Raw genomic sequence first — 23,939 nt, 5'->3', positions numbered from 1 at the left:
CGCGATGAGCGGGCACCGTGGGGTGAGCCAGGCGATCGTGATGGAGCCATCCTCCTGACGTCCAGTAGGACTACCTCGTGCGGCCTCGCGCTGACTGCGTTTTCAGCCTAGCCGCCCCGCATCGAGCTGACCCCATCAGGTGAAATGCCGCACTAGTGCATTGACGCATTCAGAGGATTCACTGGAGGCGTGAGCCGTGCGAGTCTGGGGCATGGCTCAGACTGTGTGTGTGATCCCGAGTGCCGCCGACCTGACGCGCCTGTCGGCCATCGTCACCGATCGGGCGGGGCCCCTGAAGCACATCCAGCGCGCCCGCATCGTCCTGCTCTCGGCCGAGCGCCTCCCCGTCCTAGACGTCGCCCAGCAGGCAGGCGTCAGCCGGCCCGCCGTGTGGCGCTGGCAGAAGCGCTTCGCCGAAGAGGGTGTCGAGGGTCTGCTGCGCGACAAGACCCGTCCGCCCGGCAAGCCGCCCCATTCCGCCGACACCGTGGCCGGGGTGCTCGCCCTCACCTGCTCTGAGCCGCCCGGAGGGTCACCCATTGGACGGGTCGGGCCGTGGCGGACGCCGTCGGGATCTCGTTGCGCTCCGTCCAGCGCATCTGGGACGCGCATCGCTTGCAGCCGCATCGCGTGCGCAGCTTCAAACGCTCCACCGACCCTGCCTTTGCCGCGAAGGTCGAGGACATCGTCGGGCTCTACATGGACCCGCCGCGCCATGCGGTGGTGCTGTCGCTGGACGAGAAAAGCCAGATCCAGGCGCTGGAGCGCACCCGGCCGAGCCGAGGTGTGAAGCCGGGACGCCCCGAGACCCAGACCCACGACTACATCCGGCACGGCACCACGGCGCTGTTTGCCGCGCTCAACGTCCTGGACGGCACCGTGATCGGCCGCTGCATGCAGCGTCACCGCCACGACGAGTTCCTGCGCTTCCTCAACACCATCGAGGCGGCGGTGCCGGCCGGCAAGACGGTCCACGTGATCTTGGACAACTATGCCACCCACAAGCATCCGAAGGTGCGGGCCTGGCTGGCTCGTCATCCACGCTGGACCTTCCACTTCACCCCGATCTCGGCCTCGTGGATGAACGCCGTCGAGGGCTTCTTCTCGGCCCTGACCCGGCGCAGGCTGAAGCGGGGCAGCTTCAGCGGGATCGTGGACCTCCAGGCCGCGATCAACCGCTACATCGCCGAGCACAATGACAGGCCCAAGCCCTTCGTCTGGACCAAGCCTGCTGCCGCCATCCTCAACGCCGTCAACGGCAACGCTGCACCATCCGAATGAGTCACTGCACTAGCATGCAGAGAACGCAGGCTGTCACCGCCGCGATCGACCATTGGAACTCCGTGTACCTTGACCTCGCAGTCCGACGGTTGCGCGCCAACGGCGTCGCTGGCGGACGAGATGTTGGCCCGCGTCTCGCCGCTCGGGTGGGAGCACATCTCACTCACCGGTGACGACGGCTGGGCGTCTGCCTCACCGCGGCCCGGCGGCTTCAGACTGTGCGTCGCGGGTCGTGTCACTGCGATCTTTGTATACGGCGACGGTCACACCGTGGGCTTCGCGTGCCACGAACCGACCCGCGGCTGATGCTCGATCGTGCCCAGGACGTGGCCGTGGCGGTCGCGGATGGTCTGGCGCACCGCTTTTCGTCCCCCAGCGAAGTGGTGCGGCAGTTGCGACGAGAGGGCGGTGGAGAGGGGTCACTCACGGCGAACGCAGTGAACGCGCGCGCTGCCAGGGCGCCGAGGCTGGGCATGCTCCTGCCCATCATGCCGTTTCGCTCTCCTCGCCGTGGTCGCCGTTGAGCCCCCTCCCCCCTCAAGGCCCGCCAAGAAGCGGCTCAGATGGCGTCGAACCTCCGGATCCGGCCCACCCTCGTCGAGGTCGATGTGTCCATCCTCGTCGGCATCCTCGGCCTCATCGTCGAAGTCGAGGCTGAACGCCCAGCTGTCGATGATGTACCGGATTGACCCTAGGGGCGGCGTGCCCTCCGGCGTCGAGAGGTGGATCGCGATCCCGTACCTGCTGAGCGCCACCGTGAGTGCCCGTGTGGCGGCTCGGGATAGTCTCTGGTTCCGAGCCCTCCGCGCCTCCTCGACGAACCATCCGCCGCCTGTGAGCGGGCTCAGGGCGATGATGGCGGGGCCACCAGGCGCGCCCTTCCAGAGATAGTGGACCGAGGACCCGAGAAACGACTCCGCGTGGCGCTCGCCGAGGCAGACCCGGTACTCGCGACCGAGCCGAGTGAGGTCCTTGCCAAGGATCAGCGCGAAGGCCGCGTCCTCTGCCGGGATCGGCGGGGACGAGTGGAGGCGAACCTGCCGCGCCATCCAGGCCTGCGCCCAGGCTTTGAGACCTGCCACGACGAGCCCGGCTTAAGATCGTTGAGAGAGTGCCCAATCGCCTCATCGTCGGCATCGCGATTGACGCTACTCCGCGACGGCAGCCTTCTTCGGCCACCCGTGCCCCCTCTATGGATGGCCCGCCCCTCACCTGACTGCGCTGCTAGGCTTGTAGCTGAGCCGAGACGAGGGACGGAGCACAGTCGCCGCGCACGACGAAGATCTCGGTCACCTCGACATGCGTATAGAAGCCGAGCGCTCCAGGGGCGATCCGGAGTCCTACATCGTTGTCGGAGTGGGTTTCACGCATGCCACTGCCAGCGGTTATGCAGCCGCCCTGCCCCTCCGCACCCGACTGGCGAACATCCCTTCGGCAAACTTCAGGAAGGCGGCGTCAGGTTTGCGGATCACGGCGCAGCCCTCTGCCCTCCACTTGTCCTGGAACCGGTCCACGACCTCGTAGGGGTCCTTGCCCGGCCACTTCTCGCGGAAGCTCTCCAGGGCCTCGCCTGAGGGCATGGGCGGGCTGTCAGGATCCGGGATGCCATCTGCTGCCCGGCTCCGGCGCATCTGCATATTCGCCTTGCTGCTGAACAGCGTGTCGCGCTGCTGACGCCCGTCTGTCTTCGTGACCTTGAACTCGATTTTCGAGAAGGCCTTGCCCTGCCGGATTGGCTTGTACTCGACGAGAAAACCGGCCTCGTCCGCATGCTTGTTGATTTCGAGAACAGCCGGCTCGATCACCCGCCGCTTGAAATCCTTCCAACCGCCGTAGGAGGAGGCGGCCGGCACCTTCAGCCAGTTGCGCACCTCGTCGAGGGACGCAATGCAGTAAGTGTTCTCCCGGTTTGCATAGGCCTCAAGGATCTCGTAGAGCGTGACGGCGTATTTGCTCCGCAGCTTCATCACCACATGCACGTTTAGGCGCGCCCAGACTCTGGGCGCCAACACGTGCTGTACGAGCAGCGGATCGAAGGTGTAGTAGAGCTTACCGGATTTGCGCACCTCCTTGTCCATGCGCGCGCCGAGCAGGCTGTTGATGCCCTGGTAGCTGTCGTCCTCCCACTCGATCGTCGTCTTCACGAGCCGCCGGATGCTCTGCCAGAGGCGTGCTGCGTCCGACTCCTCCCCTGCTCTGCTGCCTGCAATCACGCCCTTGTCACCGAGGTCACGCCGCCCGCTGACCCGCCGGAACAGGCTGACCAGGTCGGCGATCGGGAGCTGGTGAATGTGGCCCGGCTTATCGAGGTTGTCCCAGGCATGGCGGACGAGGGCGAGCCAGAGCTTGCGATCGAGCGCCGTGAACGGCCCCTCGACCCGCACAACGACGACGGGGAGCGGAACCGGAACGGTGGTCGGGTTCGCGATCGACGGCCGCCACAGGTTGCCAGTCGCCTTCGGAGGCGCCTTCGACAAGGGCAGCTCGGGGAACAGGGAATCGACCATCAAGGAAGATGCTGCCCGAGCTGTAGGGGACACGCAACAGCAATTCGTCCCCCGTAATGCACCTATCCCGTAGCCGATTTTGTCCCCCGGACGGGGCCCTCCCGTGCTCCTCATCACGGGCCCATGCTCACGCGCATCCCGGCCGATTTTGTCCCCCGCAAAGCAGCCGGTATGTGAGTACTGTCCGCTCCCGGCGACCCTGTCAGCCGATTTTGTCCCCTGTGGAAAAGCTGCCGATTCCGTCCCCCAGAGTGCCGATTTTGTCCCCCAGATCAGCCGAAAACGTCCCCCTCAAGTGCCGAAACTGTCCCCCGCAAATCAGTTAAGGTTCTAAGCCCGTTCAGGTAATCGAGCTTGAACAAGAACATTCTATCGAACATAAAGAACAACGGGATATTCACAGAATCGGAGCGCCCTCGTCGGACGCATTCCGCCGCGCGCTAAAAGCGCGGCGGTAAACGGCCGCGTTAGTTCTCCATCCTGAATCGATCGATGTGGCGTCAGGGGCGTTAGGGCTTGGCGAGGGAGCGGATCCGCAGACGCCACAGTGACCTGCCTCAGTTCGCGTGGAAGGCAGAGGACGGGAAGGAGAGATTCCGGCTTCACCCCGATCCTCGACAGAGATTATCGCCCCTTGAGCCTCTTTCGCACCCTCAGCCTCGTTTTACGGCTCAGTCCTCGAATCTGTGCGGTTCGCACGCAGGTGCGACGGTTTGCGCGGAAATGGCGGTGCCGCCTCCGGCAAAAGCGGGAAACGGCGATCGGCGGGACACATGGCCGAGCTTCCCACAGGACGAGCGCCCTGCCCAAGGGAAATCGCCCCGGGGCGGAATTGGCTTGGCGCACGTCGGACGCCGATTTTGTCCCCCGATCGAAACAGCCCCCTATCCTGCTCTGGCCTTCGCGATCCACGAAGGCTGAACAAGGGCGACAGGTGAACCGGCTGAGCCCCATTCTGAAGCAAAGTTTGCAGAACGTGAATGACTTTCCCGGCAAGCCGAAGCGGTATCGAAGCATGGCACAATCGGAGGAGCCGTTTGCCATCACGCGGGCGAGCGCCCTGCCCTGCTGATGTCTAGATCCGAGGCTCACCGTGCTTCATCCAAGGCGCAATTGCCGGCCGGCAACTTGGCGTCCAGCGGGCCATGCGAATGCACCTGTTTCGCTCCCGGCGGCATTCAAGGCGTACACACAATCGGCATCGGCGCAGCTCCCTTAAGCCGGCCCGCATACCAGCTGGTGCAGGAGACCGAAGCAGCAACTTTGCTCAATGGATCGCCGTCCAGAGCGAGCCGTTGAGGCCGGAGCAAGCGCCGAATTTGTCCTCTTTTGCGTTCGCATCCGGAGCGCATACACGACTATGCAATGGAACCCAACGTTAATGGTTTATTAATAATGAATCTGTTGCACGAATCAATGCGCCTAGTGCATAGTCACGGAAACGAAGCGTGCGATCGCTAAAAACCGTGCCTATGCGGGGGAACCGTGCAAACAGCTGAAGTGCTCCTTACTGCCCATGACGCGATCCACGAGTTGGTGGGCGCCCATGCGCGCCGCCTCTCGGCGCGCCTTCAAGCACACCGGCTGCAGCTGTTCCCGCCAACCGCGACCAAGACTCTGCGCCGCTTCTCCTCCACCGAGGCCGCCAAGCTCCTCGGGGTCAATGACGGCTATCTGCGGCGCCTCTCCCTCGAGGGCAAAGGCCCGACCGTCGAGGCCGGTGCCGGGGGCCGCCGCTCCTACACGATCGAGGATATACAAGGTCTGCGGGCCTATCTCGACGCGAACAGCCGCGGTGAGCGCAAATACCTGCCGCGCCGCATCGGTTCGGATCACCTGCAGGTCATAACCGTCGTTAACTTCAAGGGAGGCAGCGGCAAGACCACCACGGCTGCCCATCTCGCGCAGTATCTGGCGCTGCGCGGCTATCGTGTCCTCGCGGTTGACCTCGACCCGCAGGCCAGTCTCTCGGCCCTGCATGGCGTGCAGCCGGAATTCGACGTCGGTGCGAATGAGACCCTGTACGGGGCGATCCGCTATGACGCGCAGCGCCGCCCGCTCAAGGACATCATCCGCAAAACCTACTTCACCAACATCGACCTGGTGCCGGCCAATCTGGAGCTCATGGAGTTCGAGCACGAGACGCCGAAGGCGCTGCTCGAGGCAGACGGCCAGGCGAAGCTGTTTTTCACCCGCATGGATGCGGCGCTGGCTTCCGTGTCCTACGACTACGACGTGGTAGTGGTCGATTGCCCGCCGCAGCTCGGCTTCCTCACCATGTCGGCCATGTGCTCCGCCACGGCCGTGCTCGTGACCGTGCATCCGCAGATGCTCGACGTCATGTCGATGTGCCAGTTCCTCATCATGACCTCGGACCTGCTCAGCGTGGTGGCGAGGGCAGGGGGGAACATGGGCTATGACTGGATGCGCTACCTGGTCACCCGCTACGAGCCGGGCGACGGGCCGCAGAACCAGATGGTGTCCTTCATGCGCTCCATGTTCGGGGAGCACGTCCTGAATTTCCCGATGCTCAAGAGCACTGCCATTTCGGACGCTGGTATCACCAAGCAGACCCTCTACGAGGTGACCAAAGACCAGTTCACCCGCGCGACCTACGACCGGGCGCTCGAGGCGCTCGACAACGTAAATGGCGAGATCGAGCAGCTGATCCGCGCCGCCTGGGGGAGGGCGTAATGGGCCGCAAAAACCTCCTCACAAGCCTCAACGAGCCTGAGTTGCCGGCCGGCAACTCAAGCCTTGCAGCGGTCTTCGGCGCAGGGCAGGGGGCTGCCGCCCTCGGCGGGCTTGGCGCCATCGGCGCGGTCACCAAATCAATCGAGAAGCTGCAGTCCCAGGCCGTCGCCGAGCTGGAACCTGAGCTGATCGACGCCTCGTTCATCACCGACCGGCTTGAGACCGACCAGGCAAGTCACGAAGCTCTGGTGAGATCAATCAGGGAGCATGGACAGCAGGTGCCGATCCTGGTGCGTCCGAATCCGGAGGCCAAGGGCCGCTACCAGATCGCCTATGGTCGCCGCCGGTTGCGCGCGGCCCTGGAGCTCAAGCGGCCCATCCGCGCGCTCATCAAGCCGCTTAGCGATCAAGAGCTGGTGGTCGCGCAAGGCCAGGAGAACAGCGCGCGGACGGATTTGTCCTTCATCGAGAAGGCGCTCTTTGCCGCCAAACTGGAGGAGGGTGGTTTCGTGCGCGAAACGATCATGGCTTCGCTGTCCGTCGACAAGACAGGCCTGTCCCGGCTGATTTCTGCGGCTGTGAAAGTGCCGCGAGACATCATCGAGGCAATCGGACCCGCTCCTAAGGCTGGACGTGATCGCTGGCTCGAGCTCGCCTCGCGTCTTGAAGGAACACCCAACCTGGCGCGCGCCCGCGGCGTGATCGGATCAGAGGACTTCGCCAGCAAGGACACGGATGCGCGCTTCCTGGCCGTGCTCAATGCGGCTGCAACAGCCAAGAAGCCGAAATCTGCACGTCCGACTGTCTGGAAAGCCGAGGACGGGACCCGCGTCGCCGCGATCCGCGAGGATGCCAAAATCCTCTCGCTTGCCATCGACAAGCGCAGCGCCGGCGCCTTCGGAAGCTTCCTCGTCGAGCAGCTGCCTCAGCTCTATGCCGCATTCAAGGAGAAGGGCAAGGGCTGAAAGTTCAAAGGGCTGACACGTCAGCCGTGCCAGCCCCATCACCTTGGGCGGGCAATAGGCGTGCGTCATCGGTCGGCCCTCTCCGTGTAATTCCAAGCGCACCAGCGGCATCGGGAAGGACGTGATGATGCGGCCACAGGTACCACGACCAGACTCGCTGCAGGGCGTCACGGTTCTCGAGATCCTGGAGCACCTCGATTTACAGCACGGCGATGCAGGGGTTCCGTTCAAGGATCTGGAGACTGCAGCACGACCCCGCCTCGCGTTTCAGGCGCTCAAGGACGCGCTGAATGCCCTCGTGACAGCTAGGGCGGTCGCACGAGTGTCTGAGAAGCCGGCCCGCATCCGGATTACGCCTGACGGACGCTCCCTGCTCGACGAGTACCGATAGGATGCCCGACACCCGCACCATCGGCCAACGCTTCCGCGCCGGCGAGGTCACCGACGAGCAGGTGAACGCTGCCGGGTCCTGGAGGCGCTTCCGGGGTCCGGCCCGCTCTCCTCAACAAGGCGCCCCGACACCCGACAACCCCACCATTGAGGAACGCCTCCGCGCGGGTGAGATCACCGACGAGCAGGTGAACGCTGCCGTCTCCGCCTACCTCGCTGACCCGGCGCCGGGTGTGCGCAGGATCGCGAAAGGCGTGTCGCTCGATGTTGCTGCCGCGGTGGCAGAGCATGAGTTCGCCAAGGACGTGCTCAACGGTCCGGGCCTTAGCAGCCGCGTTCGGCGCATCGTCGTGAGGACGGCGATCCTGCTCACGCGCCCCGGGTAGTCCAGCCCACTCCTCCAGCCGGGCAAAGAAGCGCCGGCTCAGGTAGAGTGGAGACGGCCAACGTGGCGTGCAGGAACAGGATGGGCTCCCGCAGTATCTCTCTTGCGTCGTCGTTCTCCGGCATCAGTGCTCACCCTGAGTGCCGTCAGCGTGCTCACGCACTTCAGCCTCGCTGGCTGCTCGCTCTCGGTGTCTTGAAGCAGTAGCCGCCCTCTTTGAACAGAATGTTGCGTTGGTAACAAGCCTCTTCGCAGGATTGTGCGAAAGCTGGGGTGGAGTGCGCCACCGGGATCAGAACGATCGCAGCAGCCGTAGCGAGAAGATGGCACCGCTTCATTTCAGGTGGCCCTTTGCCTTCATGGTCATCACTTCTCACGCGTGGCCGCTCTGCTCCGCGAAGACCCGGCGGGCCTCGGCCCGCAGGACATCAAGCTCATCCTGCAGCCCGTTGCTCTGCCCCTCAAGCTCGTCGAGCGTCAGGAACTCGGCCGTGAGGTAGGCGGCCTCTCCGCCCGGTCCTGAAGTACTTGCGACGGCAACGGACACGCGGGCCGGCATCGTGGTGGTGGCAGGCTCGACATGGAGAGTGACGGTGCCGAGCTGGCGTATGGTGCAGTCTCCTCGCTTTGCTTCCAAGGGTCAGAGGTCCGGTGCCGGTGCTCCTCCCGGACCCAAAGAGCGTCTCAAGAGCTAAGAGCGCTCCCAGGCACAGGATCGGGCGGAAGGCAGACGCAGCCATCGTCCGTGAGGCGGACCCCTGCAGCTTCGAAGGCGGCGCGTATCGCTCGCTTGTTGTTGTCGTGAGGCTCCCGGGCGCCTCTCTCGAAATCAGTGATGGTTCGGTCAGAGAGGCCAGCTCGGGTCGCAAGCTCCTCGCGCGACCATTCCAGACCGGCTCGCGCCGCGCGGCATTGCGCCCGTGTTAGCATGAAGCTTCAACTTTCGTGAGCAAGTTTCCGAAAACGTGTTGACGCGCCTCCGATTCTGTCCATAAGTATGCATGAAACCGGAAACATCAGCAATGTCCGCTCAGCGCCACCTCTCCTGGTCCGCCGCCATGCAGGACATCGAGCGCGGGCGCGGCCAGTACCGCCCGGGTGAGCGCGCCGCCCTCGTCCGGGCCGCCACCTTCGCCAAGCTCGCTGCTGATCGCGCCCGCCAGGAAGCCGCGAAGGCTCCTCTCGTCGTCGCCGGCCGGTACGATCGCCGCGCCATCATGGCCGCCGCAGTCACCGCTGCCCGCTCGCGCCGGGCCTGCACGGGCGAGGCGTGGAACGTCTGCCTCTCCGCCGCTCTGAAGGGCGTCTGGCAGGTCGCGAAGGCTGCTCGCCTCGCCAAAGCGCACTGAGGGGCCGCTGGTGGCACGCATGATCATCACCGATCCCCGCGACCCGACTGGAGAGGCCGAACTGCCGGTGTGCTTCCGGGTGCTCTCGGCAGGCTCGGAGCTGCACGGCGACGATGAGCGCTCCGTTCCCGACCTCGGTCCCGAGATCGAACTCCGCTTCGCGCTCGATGAGCGAAACGACGTCCTGCCGCTGATGAGCCACCGGCAGTGCGCGGCGATCAGGGCCGAGATCCTCGCGCGGTTATCGAACTAGTCGCTCGGCAGCGGGCACGAGTGGGCGCAATGATCATGACACAAGGGCGCTGTCGCGAAGCGCACGTGAGAAAAGCCAGCCAGGCACGCGGAAATATATTTGCCCACCCTCTTCCAGTATTTTGGTGCGTTCCGTGTCTAAGATCCTAAAGGCAGACGCCTCTATGCAAGGGGACAAGTTCTTCAAATTGTGTTCGCATTCAGTTTCTTTGGGACGTGGAGGGGACATCCGGGGGACATTAAGGGGACATTCCAGGGCAGAGATGTCCCCTTGTGAATAGTTCGCATTGGGCCGAAGCTCGCGACGAGGGGACAAGAATGTCACCTTTGGGTGGCGAGAAGATATGCACCCAAGCTAATGCAATGGGCTGCTTCTCCGCCCACAGGAGACCTTCCCTATTGGGACGTTGTGGAGAGCGCTGCGCGGTCAGCCGGGCAGGAGTTTGCCGACCGCTCGCACCAGCTCAGTGCCGAGGATCGGCTTCTCCAGCTTCGGGCGAGATCGGTAGTCCGAGCGGTCCGCGATCTGCACCTCGCCCGTGGCAAACAGGTACGGCGCCCCACGCTCACGCAGCCGGTCCGCAACCACGTAGACCGCCTCGTTCCTGAGGTTCACGTCCAGCACCGCCGCGTCCAGCGGAGCCGCCTCGATGAGGGCCAGCGCCTGCTCAACGTCAGGGACCGGACCCACCACCTCGGCACCTGCTTGCTGGAGGCTGTGCGCCATGTCCATGGCGATGAGGTATTCGTCCTCGACCACGAGGACGCGACGGCCGATCAGCGAAGGTGACGGATGGGCCATGAGGGTTCTGAACCGCGCGACAGGCCCCCTGCCTTACGGGCTCCGACCCAGACGCACATTGCTGTGGGTTAGGCGAGCGGTAGCTCGATCCGGCAGTGAACCCCGTCATCACCCAGCGCGTACTCGGTCCGGGCTTGCAGGGCGTAGGCGAGCGCCTGCTCGATCAGTTCGCGCCCGTAGCCGCGCCGGCTCACCTGCTCCAGTTGGACGTCTACCCCGCTCTCGACCCAGCAGAGTGCTAAGCGCTGGCCTCCGTTCTCGGTCCAGAGCCGCTCCCAGGTGACGGAGAGCCGGCCCACCTCGCCCTTCAACGCGCCGTACTTCACCGCGTTGGTGGTCAGCTCGTGCAAGGCGAGCGCGAAGGTCTGCATCTGCTGGGAGGAGAGCTGCATCTTCGGACCCGAGATGGTGATGCGCCCAGGGGCGCTATCCGCATGGGCGGCGAGTTCCGCGTCCACCAGGGCCCCGACCTCGACGGTGTCACTGCCGGATCGGCTGAGCAGGGGCGGGTCGGCCGGTTCGCCGGAGCGAATGCCGAGCTTGTGCAGGTTCGTGTAGAAGCTCGACTTGAGCGACCAGGTGCCGACCGGCCAGATTTTCGCGCCCTGGCGCTGCTTGCGGCCGTCGAGGTCGATGTCGACCGGCGACGGCGTGCCGATCGGCGGCGGGTCCCACCCGTCCACGCCCTTGACCGCGAGCACCAGGTCGCGCCCGGTCAGCGGGTTGATCCCCTGCGCGGCGCCCACCCACGCGTAGACCGCGTGCGCGCGATAGCCCGAGTCGATCGCCAGCGCGTCGACCCGGCGGGTGCCGCCGAACGCGTCCGGAAACGCCCGGTCGATCGTCGCCGCGCGCAGGGCGCGGAAAACGGGGTTGCGCGGGTGCTCGGTGTCGCCCTCGAGATAGCCGCAGTCGATCAGCCAGCTCTCGCCGTTCGGCGCGAACGCGGCGACCTCGTACCAGATGCCGCGCATCTGCACGTCGGCGGCCGAGCAGAGCAGGAGCCCGCGCGCCGGGACGTGGTAGCGCCGCAGGCCCGCCTCGCGCCGTTCCATGAGGCGGCGGTGATCGGGCGCGTCGCCGCGGAACCGATAGGCGCGCCCGAGAACCAGGTTCGTGAAGTCCTTGCGGTCGCGCTCGTTGCCGCGCTCGGCGCTGATCGTGTCCTCGGCGATCGCCTCATACGACATCATGAGGCTGATAAAGCCGTCGATGTGAAACCCGGGCTGGCGCCCGGGCGCGTCGAGCGCCGGGATCCACGTTCCGGCCCGCACCGCCGGAACCCGCTCGGCCTCCGAGATCAGGTGGCCGCAATGGTTGCATGCGTAGCGCGAGCGGTGCGGGTGCTCACGGTCGATCCGGAACCGCGCGAAGTCGTGGACAAACAAGCGCTGGCATTCGGGACAGGCGATATTCCAATACCGCTGATCGGAGGCGAGAAACTCGCGGTCGATCCGGCAATGGCCTTCGGTCGCCCCTGTCTCGTCGCCGGTGTCGATCTCCGGCGTCGAGATTTTCAGGATTTTGTACGTCTTCCGGCGCCGAAAGGCCGTGAAGCGCCCGAGAAACAGGTTCTCGGGGTTCTGGCCGTCCTGTAAGGTCTGCCATTTCGACAGCTCATCTTGCACGCCATATTTGATCGTCTTCGATGACAGGTCCATCGCGGAATTCGCGTTCCCGAGGACCATGGCGTAATCGCCGAAGCGCTTGACGAACGTCGTCGAGCCGGAGCCCGAGCGCGAGGTCTGCGGGTCGATCACCGACACGCCGGCGTGCCGCTGCCAAGCCCTGATCAGGGGCTCAAGTTTCTGGCCGGCGACCTGCTTGAGACTGTCGATCCCCGGGACGGCGTACAGGATATTGTTCGGGTCCCGCGCCGCGATGTAGAGGCACCAGGCGAGGCCGAGGATCGAGGCCCCGCTTTGCTGCGATTTCCGGATGGTGACGCTCGTCGCCGGGTGATCCTCCGAGAGGCAGTTGGCGATGTCCACGAGGTACGGGGCGCCGTCCGGCGACCAGGTTTGCCCGGCGGCGGGCCCGTCGATCAGCACGACGTTGCGGGTCATCCACTCGGCGACCGTCATCGGCTCCGGCGGGCGCAATGCGGGCGCGAACAGCTCGGCGAACAGGGTCTCGGCCGAGAGGGTCGCGGTCATCTCCTACCCGGCGGGGCCGCCGTCCTCTGGCGCCGCCACGCCCGGCCGCACGGCCGCGAGCGCGGCCGCGATGTCGGAGCGCATGCGGTGCGCGATCGTTTTGAGGGTGCGCTCCAGCTCGCGCCCGTCGTCACGGGCGCAGACCGCGCGCAGGGTGTCGGCCTCCTGCACGAGGCCGTCGAGGATCTTGGCGGTCGACGCCGCGGCCCGCTGGATTGCCGGCCGCAGGCTGTCGACCCGCACGAGCTGGCCGAGGCGCTCCTGCAGTTCGAGGTGGGCGAGGTCGGCCTGGTAGGCGACCCGGCGGGCGTTCTCGCGGGTGTAGGCCGCGGCGTTCGACTCGGGCTCCTCCTCGGCCGCCCGGCGCGTCGCCGCGCCCTGCTCCCGGGCGAGGTCGGCGACCTGGCCGGTGAGCTTGTCGTATTCCGCAAGGTTCACCAGCTTGGTTTTGCCCTTGCCGGGCCGAGTTGTGAGCAGGCCTTGCGCCTCATAGCGCGCCACCCGCTCAGAAATCGCAGGTTTTCCGATCCCTTTTGCTTCGGCAAGTTCGGTGATCGTCAGCCAAAGCCCGGCCGCATCGATGCGGTTCGGGGCGAATTCTCCCATTGTTCGGCTTGTTCGGTCAGTTTTCCGAGGGCCTCACTGGAAAAATCCCGGGTGCTTGTCGCGCGCAGGCCTTTGCGGAGGCCGGAGGGACCCGCTTAACCTTGCGGCATCCAATGCGGAAGCCCCTGGGGAGGAGGCGGCCGAGGCGCTTGAGCACCGCGCCCTCGACCCTCCCGGCGGCGTTCGCCTCGAATTCCGCGGCCGACTGGTCCCGCACGATCTCTTTCGGGATCGCCGGGCCGTACAGCGCCCGGATCGGGAAGCGGCTCGCCCCGCGGCGCGCCCGCAGGAGCCCCTTGGCCGACGTTTTGAACGAGCGGGCGAAGGTATGGGACACGCCCCACGGCTGCGCCGTCACCGGCGCGCGCACCGCGGCCCGCACGGGGAACTCGCGGATCGGCATGCCCTTGCCCTTGCCGTCGATCGCGTACTCGAGATGACCGGGCGAGGCGCGCCGGGCGCTCGTGCGCTCGACCACGGCGCCGTAGCGCTTGACGCCGGTTTGCGCGCGCAGGGCGCGGCGCACGGCGGTGCGCTCCACGTCGCCGCCCTCGTTCAGGCCGTCGGCCATGGCGCGGGCCGCCCGGGCCGGGACGGCGGCGAGCGCGGCGGCGTAGCGCCCGAGCGCGCCGTCGAGGCTCACCATGATGCGCATTTCCGACCGGCTCCGCGCCACGAAAAACCCCGCGCTCCGAGGGGAGCGCGGGGTTGGTGTCTCGACCGAAACCCTTTGGGCTGTCCGGAACCTATGCAAGCTTTTTCCCCATTCCTAGCCCCCGCTTGATCGCCGCGCGCGCCGCCGGCGCAGGTCCTCCGGCGGGTCGACGAGCACGGGCGCCAGGCCGACGAGGGCCGGGTGCACGGCCGGCGCGGCCTGGCGCCACGGCTCGGCGGGCGCCAGCGGGCCGGTGACGCCGTAGCCGGGCAGGTCGCGCAGGCCCCTGCGCGATCAGGCCGAGGGCGGCGTGCCAGGCGCTCCAAATCGCCCGGTCGCGGGCGACCAGCTCGGGGGCGACGTCGTACACGGGCGCGTGGCCGACCGCTTCCTTGCGCGCGCCCTGATAGACCGGGCGGCGGCCGACCTCGACCAGGTCGGCGACGTGCGGCCGGGTCGCGTCCTGCGCGTGGCGGATCACCAGCGCCGTCGTCACGATCCGGCTCACGGGCCGGCGCGGGCCGTCCTCGACCAGGTCCTCGCGGCCGGCGCCGCGGCCGCCCCGGCGGCGCACGGCGACGATCGTGTCGCCCTCGGCCGCGGTCTCGATCCTGTGCCCGAGGGCCGCGGCGCTCGCCCGATCCCAGACCAGGAACTCGGCGCCGCCGGTCAGCTCGACGAACCAGTCGGCCAGGCCGAGGACCTGGTCGTGCAGGTCGAGGAGCGCGTCGGCCGTGCCCTCGATCCGCCGCCAGGCCTCGCGGGAGCGGGCGGCCATGTTCGCCGCATAGGCCGAGGTGTCGACCGGCTCGGCGACGTTCCATCCGCCACCCGTGCTCGGAGTGCCGAGGCCGATCAGGCGCGAGAGCGCCCGATCGCAGCCCTCGGCGGTCTGCAGGCGGTGCACCTGGCGCTCGCGGTAGGCCCGCACGAGCAGCGCCTCGACGTCGATGTCCTCCCGGCCGACACGTCCCGACATGGTCACTCCCCTAGCCCGCGAAGGTTGCGAGGACGAGCGACACAGGCCGCCCAACCCTCGACGCCACTTTTTTCCTTATTTCTCAACATCTTATCTTCTATCAACGAAGGTTGAGAGGGTTTAGAGGTTGCGTGTATGTAAGAAACAGTCCTGCCCGCACAGCTCTCACATATACACGTGCGCGAAAACCCTCGAAACTCTCGCACATTTTGCCTAAGCATCGGGTTTTGTTGACGTTTTTCGCGGGCCGATCCCTCGCTCAAGCCTCGCAAACCCGCGCTAACCTTCGCACCGCGGTCCCGGGCGCTGCGGCACCTCAGGGGGCGGGACGTTACAGCCTTCCATCGCCGGCGGCCAGCCCCCACGCGAGGCGGCGCTCACTCCTCGACGTCCGGCGGGGGGCTGCGGGTCGAGGAGGGGGGCGGCACGTCGTGCAATTCGACATCTAGGTAATGCCGCACCCTTTCCTTGGTGCGTCTTAGGCCTTTCTGCGGCATGACGCGGCCAAACATCGTTTCTTTCCACGGGCGCACGGAATTCGCGTCGCACCAGTTCACGAAGGCGAGGTACATCGACCGCGCCGTGACCGACTGCCCGGGCGCCTTGCGCACGCACGCGGCGATGAACTCGCCGATCGGATCGTTCTCCCCGCGATAGCTGTCCGTGGCATCGGCGATCGGCCCGGGCGTGCGCAGCCTACCCGCGATCAGCCCGGTATGACGAAGAACCACAAAAACCACGCCGCCCGCCTGCGGGCGGCGAGCGGTCGACCGCGCCGGCCCGATAAACCCTCGGCCGGAGGACTCGCACATGATCCGAGCAGTATGCGACGCGAACGGCCGCCGGTGGCGCGTCGAGGGGCCGGGCTGGACGATGCAGCCCCAGGGCACGCTTACCGCGGCCGAGGCCGAGGCGCTGTGTCGGGCCTGCGCTCACGCGCTCGCACGCGAGAGCTGGCCGAGCGACGCCGTCGTCGAGCGCGCGCTCGGCGCCTACTTTGGCGAGCCGGACCCCGAGCTAAACACGCCGACCAACCTGCGGAAGCTGATGCGCGCCGCCCTGGTCGCCGGCCAGGCGCCCGCCCTGTCCGCCTAACGTGCGTTTGCCGGAAAGCCCCGGAATGTCCGGCAACCCGGGGCGCCGATGGCAATGCGGACAAGATGATTGCCGGACGAGTTGGCGGAACGGAGGGAACGATGACACAGCGACAGCCTGTCTTTCGGCTTCAGATCGCGCACGAGGCGGGCTTGTTCATCGCGACGAGCCCCGACGTGCGCGGGCTGTACGTGGCCGAGCGGACGATCCCCGACGCGATCCGTGAAGCGGCCCGCGCCTACGAGGATCTGCGGCGGGCAGAGGCATACGAGGATCTACGGCGGGCCGGGATTGGGGCCCAGCGCGGCAAGGCGGGGCTGGCCTGAGGCCGTGTCAGGAAAACGACCGTTTAGTTGACACCGGCGAGGGCGGCCCGACCTGACGCGGTTGACGCGAGGGGGCCGGGCCGGCGCCGGTGTCACAAAACCCTGTCAGGAAATCTACTGTCACGAAATCCCTCTTGGCCGAGGTTTCCTTACATGACCGCCGTGGCCGGCGGCGGCGCGCTCTGGTTCCTGCTCGCCGTGATCGGGCTGTCCGCGCTGCTGCCGATCGGCAGACAGTGAGGCGGATGAGGTAGACGGCCGCTTGCGGCAAGTATAGATTGGAGAAAGACCATGAACGTGACGCGAGATGAAGCCGGGTCAGCTTGAGCGCGAGCGGCAACGCATCATGGCCCTCGGCGCGTCCATTTCTCGTCGGTCGTGGCACGAGGTCGAGGTGGCGCACGCGGCCATTCGCGACGCCTATGACGACCCCGCGCGTCGGTAGGGATGCGGGTAGAACGGCGCCGCTAGAGGAAAGTGAAAGCCACACCAAGGCTTTACTGCCGAATACGCCCGGATGAGGTGTTTCCGCTTAGGAGGAGGCGGAGATGGAGCGGCGTCGCGCTGAATTCTGCTTCGACGAGCGGGCCGGCTTTCACGCCGTCCCTGTTATCGTCATCGGTGAGACGCCGACGCGGTACCGTATTGAGGCAATCAGGCCCATGCGCCTCGCCGGTCGAAACCGATCCCTCGCGGCCGGAGAAACCGCCCTGGTCCCCAGAACAGCCGTGCGATTTCTTGACCCCCATGCGCCGACGGGCGCGTGAGGCGCGCCGATCTCGGAGGAAAGACGCGGCAACATCACGGGTTTGCTGCCGAATAAGCTCGGCCGAAGTATTCACCCAAGGGAGGGGACGATGCTGAACATCGAGATGTTCGGCGTTTTGGCTGTGTGAATGGCCGCTGAGGGTGGGAAGCGGCCCCTGGGCTTCCGCCGCGAAGCGGACGTTCCATCTTCGACGCTAACCGGTCATACCGAGGTTCATGACCGTATCCCCCAAAGCGGACATGGCTCGGCGACCCTTCGAAGCAGGACCCGGTCCTCAGCCGTTAAGGCTTGGCTTCGAGGAGTTACAGGCTTTCGAGAAGTCCTGCGGCGGCCTCGTTATCGCGACGTAGGTGAGCAGCTCCGAGCCGGCATTCTCACACCAAGGCCTCAATCGCGACGACAACCCGGAGAATAGCGGTCTTTACATCATCCACATCGGTACGCGTGATCGGCCACTCAGTGCGCGGCAAGCCGGGTTGTAGATCACCTTCGTGAACGATCTTATTTCGCCTACTGGCGATCGCAGACAGTCCGATTTTGATGGCACCAGCCGCCGTTTTCACGGTCCCTCCCGTCGCGCCGTGATGCTTTGCAACCTCATTCCAAAGCTCGATGGAGGAGATTAATCTGATACCATCGGCGATATCATCCGGAGCCTGATAGGTGACGCGCGAAAGCTTCTCCCTGATCTCCAATTCAAACGCCGCATCACTTACTGATCCCGGTCCCGCCGCGTGGATACGCATGAGTGCATCGGCAGTGATCTGAAGCTTGGAGTACCCAGGACACATGGGCCGGGTGCCCTGGAAGATCTTCACGAGATTTTGCGCGACGACCTCATGCACATAGAGGTCGAGCGCGCTTACTCGCATCGCCCACTCTGCACGCAGAAGCTCCGTGGGATCGAGCGCAGCTGCCGTACTGCCTGAGATAAACGCGTGAAGCGTGCCGAACAGATCGGCACGAATCCAGACGTTATCGAAGTAGGACTTTGGGGTCATCTCAGGTCAAGCAGTAAGCGCTATGACACGCTCAGCGCACTCCTTGAAACCCTTTTGGAACAAGTCCATATTCTCTTTAGCTTGATCCCAAACTGCCCCCTTACCCACGATATCGGGCGTCAGTGCATAAACCGGCGTCTGGTGTTCCTGGGACAAAGCGATCAGCGAATTGAAGTCGGCGACTTCCATGATCGGTTTCCAGGGATCGAACCCAACCTTGGCCGCGAATTCGGTGCTATTCAGCATCTTCGCCTTTTCAAGAGCAGGTATGAGCACGTCTTTCAATCCGTCAACAAGCTGATCGATCCAATGCTGGAAAGCTTTGCTCGCAGATCCGTTACGAGGGCGATATTTTTGGATGATCGAGCCGATGTATGTCGAGGTAGGGCGCGGAAAGGGATAATCGGCCGTCTTCAGCAACTCGATGTTACTGGCTGTCTCGGCCCAACTTCTCCATCTCGGCAGTACTCGAGCCAACGAAGACAGCGCCATGGCTGAGAAATAGTCGGGGTGAAGCGGAACAAGAAAGTGATCACCGGTCATCATAAGGTTTTGGTTGACCGGTCCGAGGCTCGGACTCATGTCAACGACGACATAATCCGCATTGTATTTTGCCGCTGTTGCTTCAAGCATGTAGCGAATGGAGCCCGGTAGATTTTTCAGCGCAAGAAGCGATCCGCTAAGCTCTTGAGCGATCCCGAGCGTCGTCTCGTACTCGGCTAGACCTATATGACCGGGAAGTAGATAAAGATTATTGATCCCAGAAACTTGGATGCACTCGGCTCCGACGATCTGGCGTGGCTTTGCCTCGAACGCCGGCGACAGGGCATCTCTCACATTGTTCGGCGGGTTTTCTTTGTAAGTTCCCTCAAGATCCTCAACACCTCTGTATCCAAGGACCATTCCCGTGAGGTTACACTGAGGATCGAAGTCGGCCATGATGACCGTCTTCCCCATGGTGCCGAGCATCCATGCGAGATTGAAGACCGTTGTGGTCTTAGAGACACCGCCCTTGTGGTTAAAAAGGTTGATTATTTTCCCCAAGACGGTGTCCTTTGATGAACCCGATATGCTCCTACCATCGACGGGAGCGCCTGCACAGACTCGCAGCTAGCTTGGCTGGCCGTGAGGAGCCGGCGAGGCTTTGCACCGTGCAATGACCGCCGTCATCACGCGACCCCGGCTTACGTTCTCACACAGCCTCCACCCACTTCGGTCGCAGACCTCTGGCCCGCCGGCTGCCGGAAGGCAGACCTTCCAAGGGCCTGAAATGGGCCGCAAGCAGCCCCTCGCATGGTCAAGCTGACTGGGTTTTGACCCTAGAGGTCTGCGCTCCTAGGGTTATCGAGGTCGAGGGAACCAGAGGGAGACGCCATGGCACGACCCGACACCTTCGTTCCGTGGGCCGTCGAGGTCGAGCACGCACGCCGCGCCGGCCTGATGTCGCCGACCGGGATCGCGATCCGCCCCGAGCGCTGCGGGACGGTCCTGCGCGCGGTCCGGGGCGATCGCTGCCTCGCCCTGGCCGAGGCGCGCCAGCGCTACGGGCGGCCGGCGAGCTGGTCCGTGCGTCTGAGCACCGGCGAGGCCTACGGCACCGCCGAGACGGCGATCGCCGCGAGGATCATGCTGCGCGAGGCCGCGGCCGCGCAGGAGGCCCGGGACGCCGCCGCCCGGGGTTAGGCGCGCCGGCCGCGGATCTCGCCGCGGGCCTCGGCCGCCGCCAGGTAGGCCGCGAGCGCCACCGCGAGCCGCGAGCCAACCTCGACCGGCGCAGGGGGACTGACGATCGGCGCGAGCGCTGCCGCCTGCACCCGGAGGCCCAGCTCACTGTCCTGCACGCGGCCCTGACGTGGCGCCGGGCGGGCTCCGATCCGCCGGCACGCACCATGCCACCATTCGGCCCACTCCGGGGCCGAGAGGTCGATCACCTATCCCATGCTGCCACCCGGTTTGCCGAGCCGAGCCTCTACGGGCGGGCGCCCAGAATGGCAACGCCTGCTTAACCTTTGCTAAGCCGCACCGTCGCCATTATGGTGACACCGCAAAATGTACATATTCCCATCAGCCCATTAGCCGTCCTGTACAGATGGCCTCGTGCCATTCTGCACAGGTGTGTAAACCTGCGCTTTACCAGGTAGGCGCATAGCCAGAAGGCCATGACGGCGAACAGGAAGAATGGCGCTTGTGCGCCTGTGCACCCGCACAGGTCGGCACTTTCACGGAATGGAAGGACGGCGCAATGCCAGTTGTAAGCCTGTGCTCGACCAAGGGCGGCGTTGGCAAAACCACCCTCGCAATCTGCCTGGCGGCCGCCTACGCCGCGCGCGGCGGAACCGTCGCGATCCTCGACGCGGACCCGAACGGACACGTTCGGGCCTGGCACGAGGCCGCGGCCCGAGAGAGGAGGGGATGTGGCGTCGACGTCGTCGCCGGCGTCAAGGAAGACACGCTGCAGGACGCGATCGCGACGGCGGTCGAGCGCTACCAGCTCGTGCTCCTCGACCTGGAAGGCGCCGCGTCCAAGGCCGTCACCTTCGCGATCGCCGAGAGCGACCTGGTCGTGATCCCCTCCGGTATCTCGGGCATGGACCTGCAGGAAGTCTTCCGCACCCATGCCGAGGTTCGTCGCGCCAGCAAGATGCTGCGCCGGGAGATCCCCGCCCGCGTCGTCTTCACCCGAATGTCGCCGATCCTGTCGCGCGTCGCCAAGCATGCCCGCCAGGAAATCGCGGACGCCGGGATCCCGATCCTCGACACCACGACGATTCAGCGGCCCAACGCGTACCAGTCGATGCATTTCAATGGGCTCACCCCCCTGCACGCCGAGGGCGACCCGAAGGCCGCGGCAGAGATGGAGCGCGCCCTTGATGAGATCTTGGCGCTGATCGCGCCGGCCGAGGAGGCCGCCTAATGACCACTCCGAAGGTTCTCCCGCTCGGCCGCGCCCCACGGCCCCGCGCCAGCGCCGAGGAGCTGGCGCGCCTGGCCGAGGGCGGCGCTGAGGCCGGATTCGCGCGCCCGCTGGCGGCTGAGGCCCCGGCGAGCCCGTCAACGCCGCCAGCAGCGGGCGTGCCGGCGGCTCCTCCCGCGGAAGCCGCGGCCGAGCCGACCGCCCCGCTGCGATTAGAGGTCCCCGAAAGCGTCTGGACGGCACTCCGGATGGAAGCCGTGCGGCGCAAGGTAACGGTCAAGTTCCTCGTTATCGAGGCGCTGGCCGCCAAGGGGTACGGGATCGACCTGGCCTCCGTCCCCGAGGACGGCCGCCGCCGGCAGCGCCGCTAGATCAAGGGCGGGCCTTCGTCAGGCACGAACACCGAAAGGCCGGGCGCGCGCCCAGCCTTTCGCGCTTCACGAGGTCGGCCCCTCTCAGGATGAGCCGAGCTGCGCCAGGCGCGCCTTGGCGGCCGCGACCAGGAAGCCCGAGCGGGTCTCGCCGGCCGCCTCGGCGGCACGATCGATCCGGCGCAGCATGCCCTCGTCGACGGAGATATTAACGCGCACCGCCTTGCTCGGCAGGTCGACGTCGACGAAAGCCAGAACCGCGCCCTCTGCGTCCTCGCGGAACGCGGGGTCTCGGCGCAGTTGTTCCACGCCCCGGAGATCGGGAACGGCGTCGCCGTCCTGAACCATGCCCTCGACGTGAAACGCTAACATTTCAGGTGCCTTCACGAACAACTCATCAATGCTGTTCGCGACGGTCGTTGCTCCCGGGAAGTCCGGGAACGAGGCGCCGAACACGCCACGGTCCTCATGGACTAACATGACGACTCTAGCCATTATATCGCTCCCGCATATTATATTATGTAGGGGAGTGGTGTTGTCACCACTCCCAGCCCGCTTGTTTGTAGATACTGCGCAGAGTTCCAACCGGGATCTCTAGCGAACCTGTGTCAACCGTGACCTTGCCAGGCTTGCTTGGATGCTTGAACTGGACGTGATCGCCCGGGCCTCGCCGGTGAACGTCCCACCCATCCGCGTACAGCTTCGCGATTACATCACGCGTCTTGTTGCTGTGGTCCCGCCTTGACATCGTTCTCTTCCCTTTATGCCCTGCATTGTTCCCTCCGTCTGGCTCATCTCTGGTCCGCTACACACACATACACACGTCGACCGGCCAGTGCAAGGGGCTGTGTGTAAGAATGCGCAATCACGGTGCGGAACCTGCCTCCCGCACGGATCAGGACGCGCCGGGGCCTGGGCCCCTCCGGCCCCTTCTCTCGGCCGACGCCCCACCGCCGTATGCGCGCACGAATCCAAGCGGCCCGCTGCGCTGGCCGAGGCCCTGCCGTCCCGGCAGCCCTTGCGACGGGTCCGCTGGCCGCGCGGTTTCATGCACCGATGCCCCGGCGCAGACGCTCAAGCGCCTGGTCGAGAGGCGAGAGCGGTTCCGTGCGATTCTGCTCACCCATAAGCAGAAGGCTTCCGCCTAAGGGTTGCTTTTGGGCGAGTTGAGACGAGGCCCTCGCGGCCGCCGGGGCCGCGGGGCGCGCAGGAGGCGCCAGGACGACCGGGCGCGGCTCGGGGCGGGGAACGGGCCTGCGGGCCGGCGCCGCGGCTCCACGGGCCGCCTGCGCCCGCGCGTTGGCCTGCGCGAAGGCCACGCCGTATTCGTCGCCGAACCGGAACAGGATCGGGCGGCGGTGCAGGCCCTCGGCCGTGCGCTGGTAGCGCTTGCCCGGGTCCGGCTCATAGCGCGCCAGGAACCCGACCTCCTCAAGCGCGGCGAGCGCGCCCCGCACCCGGGCCTCGCTCAAGCCGAGGTCCTCGCGGCCGGCGAGCGCCCGGCGGTCGATCGGGAACGCGTAGAGGAGCCGCCGCGGGGCGCTCCACCAGCGCCCGAGCCATGCGGCGAGCTGGCGCGCGGCGGCGGCGTTGCGGCGCCCGGCGAGGGCGGCGTCGAGCCTGTCCGCGATCGAGCGCGGCAGGCGATAGGCGTGCGTCATCGAACGACCCTCACGAGGGCCGCGGCCATGCGATCGGGGCAAAGCACGAGCGCTCGACGAACCGGGGCTCGCCGTTGACTCCCGCAAGGGGATCAGGCTTAGTGGGGGCCTGTTGAGGGGCCCACTAAGCGGTGCGCTCTAGACGGCCTCCGAGTGACCAGCTCGGGGGCCGTTCGCTTTTCAGGCTCTCACTTCCGCGGCGTCGGTTCTCCGGTGGGTGCCCCGCGCAGACTCGCGCCGGGCAGATTGGTTAAGACAGCGCGGCGGGGGCCGGCTGTCAAATCGGTCGCACCCGGCCGCCCGAGGGGCAGCTGTCGCGCGCGCCTCTCCTGAGAGATCCCGAGAAAAAGCAGACGCCGCAGCGCCTCCGACCTGTTCGGGATCGGGTGCTGACCGCGTCGCCAATCCTCCACTCGCTCGAACAAGTCATGCGGGCCGGCGACGGCGATGCGCACCCAATCATCGCGCCGAGGGCGCGGAGAATGCTTCGGCTTCCGCGGCCTCAGGTCAGCAGCCGTTGGCGCGCGAATTCCTTTCGCATGGTCAGAGATCGCCAACTCAACAGCCCGAGCCGCAACGTCCCGGGATATCTCGAACCACTGTATGGTCCCGGTATGAGGTGGTGCGGGTCGATTTTGAAGCGGTCTGGGTCTTTGGTCCAGGCATGACAGATGGTCTGGAACGGGGTCTTCCAGCGCAACGACTTGAGATGCTTGGCGAAGTTGTAGGCTGTGACGAAGGCCAGGACGTGTGCCTTCAAGCTCTCCAGATCTTCATAGTG

Annotated in this window: 28 protein-coding genes and 2 pseudogenes; 12 read left to right on the top strand and 18 right to left on the bottom strand. The window is 65.8% G+C overall.

Annotation, left to right across the window (positions count from 1 at the left end; all coding sequences use genetic code 11):
• Window positions 1–211 precede the first annotated feature (211 nt).
• Window positions 212–1,281, top strand: a pseudogene (locus MET2598_RS38025) (IS630 family transposase).
• A gap of 419 nt (window positions 1,282–1,700) precedes the next feature.
• On the opposite strand, the gene MET2598_RS42490 reads toward MET2598_RS38025, so the two are convergent.
• Entirely contained in the window at window positions 1,701–2,330 is a 630-nt protein-coding gene (locus tag MET2598_RS42490) for a hypothetical protein (RefSeq protein ID WP_198293094.1), read from the bottom strand.
• 336 nt (window positions 2,331–2,666) lie between these two features.
• Window positions 2,667–3,788 (bottom strand): replication initiation protein, encoded by a 1,122-nt coding sequence (locus MET2598_RS0135505; RefSeq protein ID WP_018264088.1) that lies wholly within the window; start codon window positions 3,786–3,788, stop codon window positions 2,667–2,669.
• A 1,533-nt stretch (window positions 3,789–5,321) separates the two neighbouring features.
• Here MET2598_RS0135505 and repA point away from each other — a divergent pair.
• The 3 genes from repA to MET2598_RS43640 all read left to right on the top strand — a co-directional run bounded on the left by repA (window position 5,322) and on the right by MET2598_RS43640 (window position 8,223).
• On the top strand, window positions 5,322–6,482 hold the full coding sequence (repA, locus tag MET2598_RS0135500; protein WP_020493691.1) for a plasmid partitioning protein RepA: 1,161 nt from the start codon (window positions 5,322–5,324) through the stop codon (window positions 6,480–6,482).
• Window positions 6,482–7,447, top strand: a complete 966-nt coding sequence (gene repB / locus MET2598_RS0135495; protein WP_018264086.1) for a plasmid partitioning protein RepB — start codon at window positions 6,482–6,484, stop codon at window positions 7,445–7,447. The genes repA and repB overlap by 1 nt, the downstream gene beginning before the upstream one ends.
• A 392-nt stretch (window positions 7,448–7,839) precedes the next feature.
• Window positions 7,840–8,223, top strand: a complete 384-nt coding sequence (locus tag MET2598_RS43640) for a hypothetical protein (RefSeq protein WP_018264085.1) — start codon at window positions 7,840–7,842, stop codon at window positions 8,221–8,223.
• 163 nt (window positions 8,224–8,386) lie between these two features.
• Here the strand turns inward: MET2598_RS43640 and MET2598_RS40355 are convergent, their stop codons facing one another.
• The 3 genes from MET2598_RS40355 to MET2598_RS40350 form a co-directional block, all read right to left on the bottom strand.
• A complete protein-coding gene (locus MET2598_RS40355; protein WP_157182381.1) occupies window positions 8,387–8,560 on the bottom strand; it encodes a YARHG domain-containing protein in 174 nt (57 codons plus the stop codon).
• Between the two features lie 35 nt (window positions 8,561–8,595).
• Window positions 8,596–8,769 (bottom strand): hypothetical protein, encoded by a 174-nt coding sequence (locus MET2598_RS0135485; protein WP_236728948.1) that lies wholly within the window; start codon window positions 8,767–8,769, stop codon window positions 8,596–8,598.
• Window positions 8,770–8,906: 137 nt separating this feature from the next.
• Window positions 8,907–9,152, bottom strand: coding sequence for a helix-turn-helix domain-containing protein (locus tag MET2598_RS40350; protein ID WP_084674089.1), 246 nt, complete (start codon window positions 9,150–9,152; stop codon window positions 8,907–8,909).
• Between the two features lie 92 nt (window positions 9,153–9,244).
• Between MET2598_RS40350 and MET2598_RS0135475 the strand changes: the two genes are divergently transcribed.
• Both MET2598_RS0135475 and MET2598_RS0135470 read left to right on the top strand, forming a co-directional pair.
• The gene (locus MET2598_RS0135475) at window positions 9,245–9,571 is read left to right on the top strand and encodes a hypothetical protein (protein ID WP_018264083.1); all 327 of its coding nucleotides are present in this window, start codon (window positions 9,245–9,247) and stop codon (window positions 9,569–9,571) included.
• 10 nt (window positions 9,572–9,581) lie between these two features.
• Window positions 9,582–9,824 carry a hypothetical protein gene (locus MET2598_RS0135470; protein ID WP_157182375.1) on the top strand — a complete coding sequence of 81 codons (243 nt, stop codon included), beginning with the start codon at window positions 9,582–9,584 and terminating at the stop codon, window positions 9,822–9,824.
• 426 nt (window positions 9,825–10,250) lie between these two features.
• On the opposite strand, the gene MET2598_RS0135465 is transcribed toward MET2598_RS0135470, so the two are convergent.
• From MET2598_RS0135465 to MET2598_RS0135440, 6 genes are all read right to left on the bottom strand, one after another.
• Entirely contained in the window at window positions 10,251–10,625 is a 375-nt protein-coding gene (locus tag MET2598_RS0135465) for a response regulator (RefSeq protein ID WP_026191113.1), read from the bottom strand.
• Window positions 10,626–10,693: 68 nt separating this feature from the next.
• Entirely contained in the window at window positions 10,694–12,781 is a 2,088-nt protein-coding gene (locus MET2598_RS38010; protein ID WP_051086631.1) for a terminase gpA endonuclease subunit, read from the bottom strand.
• 3 nt (window positions 12,782–12,784) lie between these two features.
• Window positions 12,785–13,219, bottom strand: coding sequence for a hypothetical protein (locus MET2598_RS0135455; protein WP_157182374.1), 435 nt, complete (start codon window positions 13,217–13,219; stop codon window positions 12,785–12,787).
• Between the two features lie 184 nt (window positions 13,220–13,403).
• Window positions 13,404–14,033, bottom strand: coding sequence for a hypothetical protein (locus tag MET2598_RS0135450; protein ID WP_198293093.1), 630 nt, complete (start codon window positions 14,031–14,033; stop codon window positions 13,404–13,406).
• Between the two features lie 100 nt (window positions 14,034–14,133).
• The gene (locus MET2598_RS0135445; RefSeq protein ID WP_018264078.1) at window positions 14,134–15,021 is read right to left on the bottom strand and encodes a hypothetical protein; all 888 of its coding nucleotides are present in this window, start codon (window positions 15,019–15,021) and stop codon (window positions 14,134–14,136) included.
• 377 nt (window positions 15,022–15,398) lie between these two features.
• A complete protein-coding gene (locus MET2598_RS0135440; protein WP_018264077.1) occupies window positions 15,399–15,833 on the bottom strand; it encodes a primase-like DNA-binding domain-containing protein in 435 nt (144 codons plus the stop codon).
• On the opposite strand from MET2598_RS0135440, the gene MET2598_RS38005 reads away from it, so the two are divergent.
• The 3 genes from MET2598_RS38005 to MET2598_RS41930 all read left to right on the top strand — a co-directional run bounded on the left by MET2598_RS38005 (window position 15,832) and on the right by MET2598_RS41930 (window position 16,887).
• On the top strand, window positions 15,832–16,116 hold the full coding sequence (locus tag MET2598_RS38005) for a hypothetical protein (protein ID WP_018264076.1): 285 nt from the start codon (window positions 15,832–15,834) through the stop codon (window positions 16,114–16,116). The genes MET2598_RS0135440 and MET2598_RS38005 overlap by 2 nt on opposite strands.
• 101 nt (window positions 16,117–16,217) lie before the next feature.
• Complete coding sequence (locus MET2598_RS0135430; RefSeq protein ID WP_018264075.1) at window positions 16,218–16,442, top strand: hypothetical protein; 225 nt, start codon at window positions 16,218–16,220, stop codon at window positions 16,440–16,442.
• A 307-nt stretch (window positions 16,443–16,749) separates the two neighbouring features.
• Window positions 16,750–16,887 carry a hypothetical protein gene (locus MET2598_RS41930; protein ID WP_018264074.1) on the top strand — a complete coding sequence of 46 codons (138 nt, stop codon included), beginning with the start codon at window positions 16,750–16,752 and terminating at the stop codon, window positions 16,885–16,887.
• 698 nt (window positions 16,888–17,585) lie between these two features.
• Here the strand turns inward: MET2598_RS41930 and MET2598_RS0135415 are convergent.
• Together MET2598_RS0135415 and MET2598_RS38000 are read right to left on the bottom strand one after the other, a co-directional pair.
• Window positions 17,586–18,212, bottom strand: coding sequence for a hypothetical protein (locus MET2598_RS0135415; RefSeq protein WP_018264073.1), 627 nt, complete (start codon window positions 18,210–18,212; stop codon window positions 17,586–17,588).
• A gap of 6 nt (window positions 18,213–18,218) precedes the next feature.
• The gene (locus MET2598_RS38000; protein WP_036271137.1) at window positions 18,219–19,256 is read right to left on the bottom strand and encodes a ParA family protein; all 1,038 of its coding nucleotides are present in this window, start codon (window positions 19,254–19,256) and stop codon (window positions 18,219–18,221) included.
• A gap of 330 nt (window positions 19,257–19,586) precedes the next feature.
• Here MET2598_RS38000 and MET2598_RS0135405 point away from each other — a divergent pair, with 330 nt between their 5' ends.
• Entirely contained in the window at window positions 19,587–19,895 is a 309-nt protein-coding gene (locus tag MET2598_RS0135405; RefSeq protein WP_018264071.1) for a hypothetical protein, read from the top strand.
• On the opposite strand, the gene MET2598_RS42485 is transcribed toward MET2598_RS0135405, so the two are convergent.
• The gene (locus MET2598_RS42485; protein ID WP_198293092.1) at window positions 19,892–20,143 is read right to left on the bottom strand and encodes a hypothetical protein; all 252 of its coding nucleotides are present in this window, start codon (window positions 20,141–20,143) and stop codon (window positions 19,892–19,894) included. The genes MET2598_RS0135405 and MET2598_RS42485 overlap by 4 nt on opposite strands.
• A 254-nt stretch (window positions 20,144–20,397) precedes the next feature.
• On the opposite strand from MET2598_RS42485, the gene MET2598_RS0135395 reads away from it, so the two are divergent.
• Both MET2598_RS0135395 and MET2598_RS0135390 read left to right on the top strand, forming a co-directional pair.
• Window positions 20,398–21,126, top strand: coding sequence for a ParA family protein (locus tag MET2598_RS0135395; protein ID WP_236728947.1), 729 nt, complete (start codon window positions 20,398–20,400; stop codon window positions 21,124–21,126).
• Window positions 21,126–21,497 (top strand): hypothetical protein, encoded by a 372-nt coding sequence (locus MET2598_RS0135390; protein WP_026191112.1) that lies wholly within the window; start codon window positions 21,126–21,128, stop codon window positions 21,495–21,497. The genes MET2598_RS0135395 and MET2598_RS0135390 overlap by 1 nt, the downstream gene beginning before the upstream one ends.
• An 84-nt stretch (window positions 21,498–21,581) precedes the next feature.
• On the opposite strand, the gene MET2598_RS0135385 is transcribed toward MET2598_RS0135390, so the two are convergent.
• The 4 genes and pseudogenes from MET2598_RS0135385 to MET2598_RS37995 form a co-directional block, all read right to left on the bottom strand.
• A complete protein-coding gene (locus MET2598_RS0135385; protein WP_018264068.1) occupies window positions 21,582–21,992 on the bottom strand; it encodes a type II toxin-antitoxin system HicB family antitoxin in 411 nt (136 codons plus the stop codon).
• Window positions 21,993–22,035: 43 nt separating this feature from the next.
• Window positions 22,036–22,245: a type II toxin-antitoxin system HicA family toxin gene (locus tag MET2598_RS40345; RefSeq protein ID WP_084674087.1), complete on the bottom strand. Its 210-nt coding sequence runs from the start codon at window positions 22,243–22,245 to the stop codon at window positions 22,036–22,038.
• Between the two features lie 298 nt (window positions 22,246–22,543).
• Window positions 22,544–23,158, bottom strand: a complete 615-nt coding sequence (locus MET2598_RS0135380) for a hypothetical protein (protein ID WP_018264067.1) — start codon at window positions 23,156–23,158, stop codon at window positions 22,544–22,546.
• A 598-nt stretch (window positions 23,159–23,756) separates the two neighbouring features.
• A pseudogene (locus MET2598_RS37995) lies at window positions 23,757–23,939 on the bottom strand (IS481 family transposase); the annotation flags it as partial.

The sequence above is a fragment of the Methylobacterium sp. WSM2598 genome, from assembly GCF_000379105.1.
GTDB lineage: Bacteria > Pseudomonadota > Alphaproteobacteria > Rhizobiales > Beijerinckiaceae > Methylobacterium.
The sequence above is the reverse complement of the archived record's forward strand: the minus strand, read 5'-3'. Positions and strand labels throughout refer to the sequence as shown.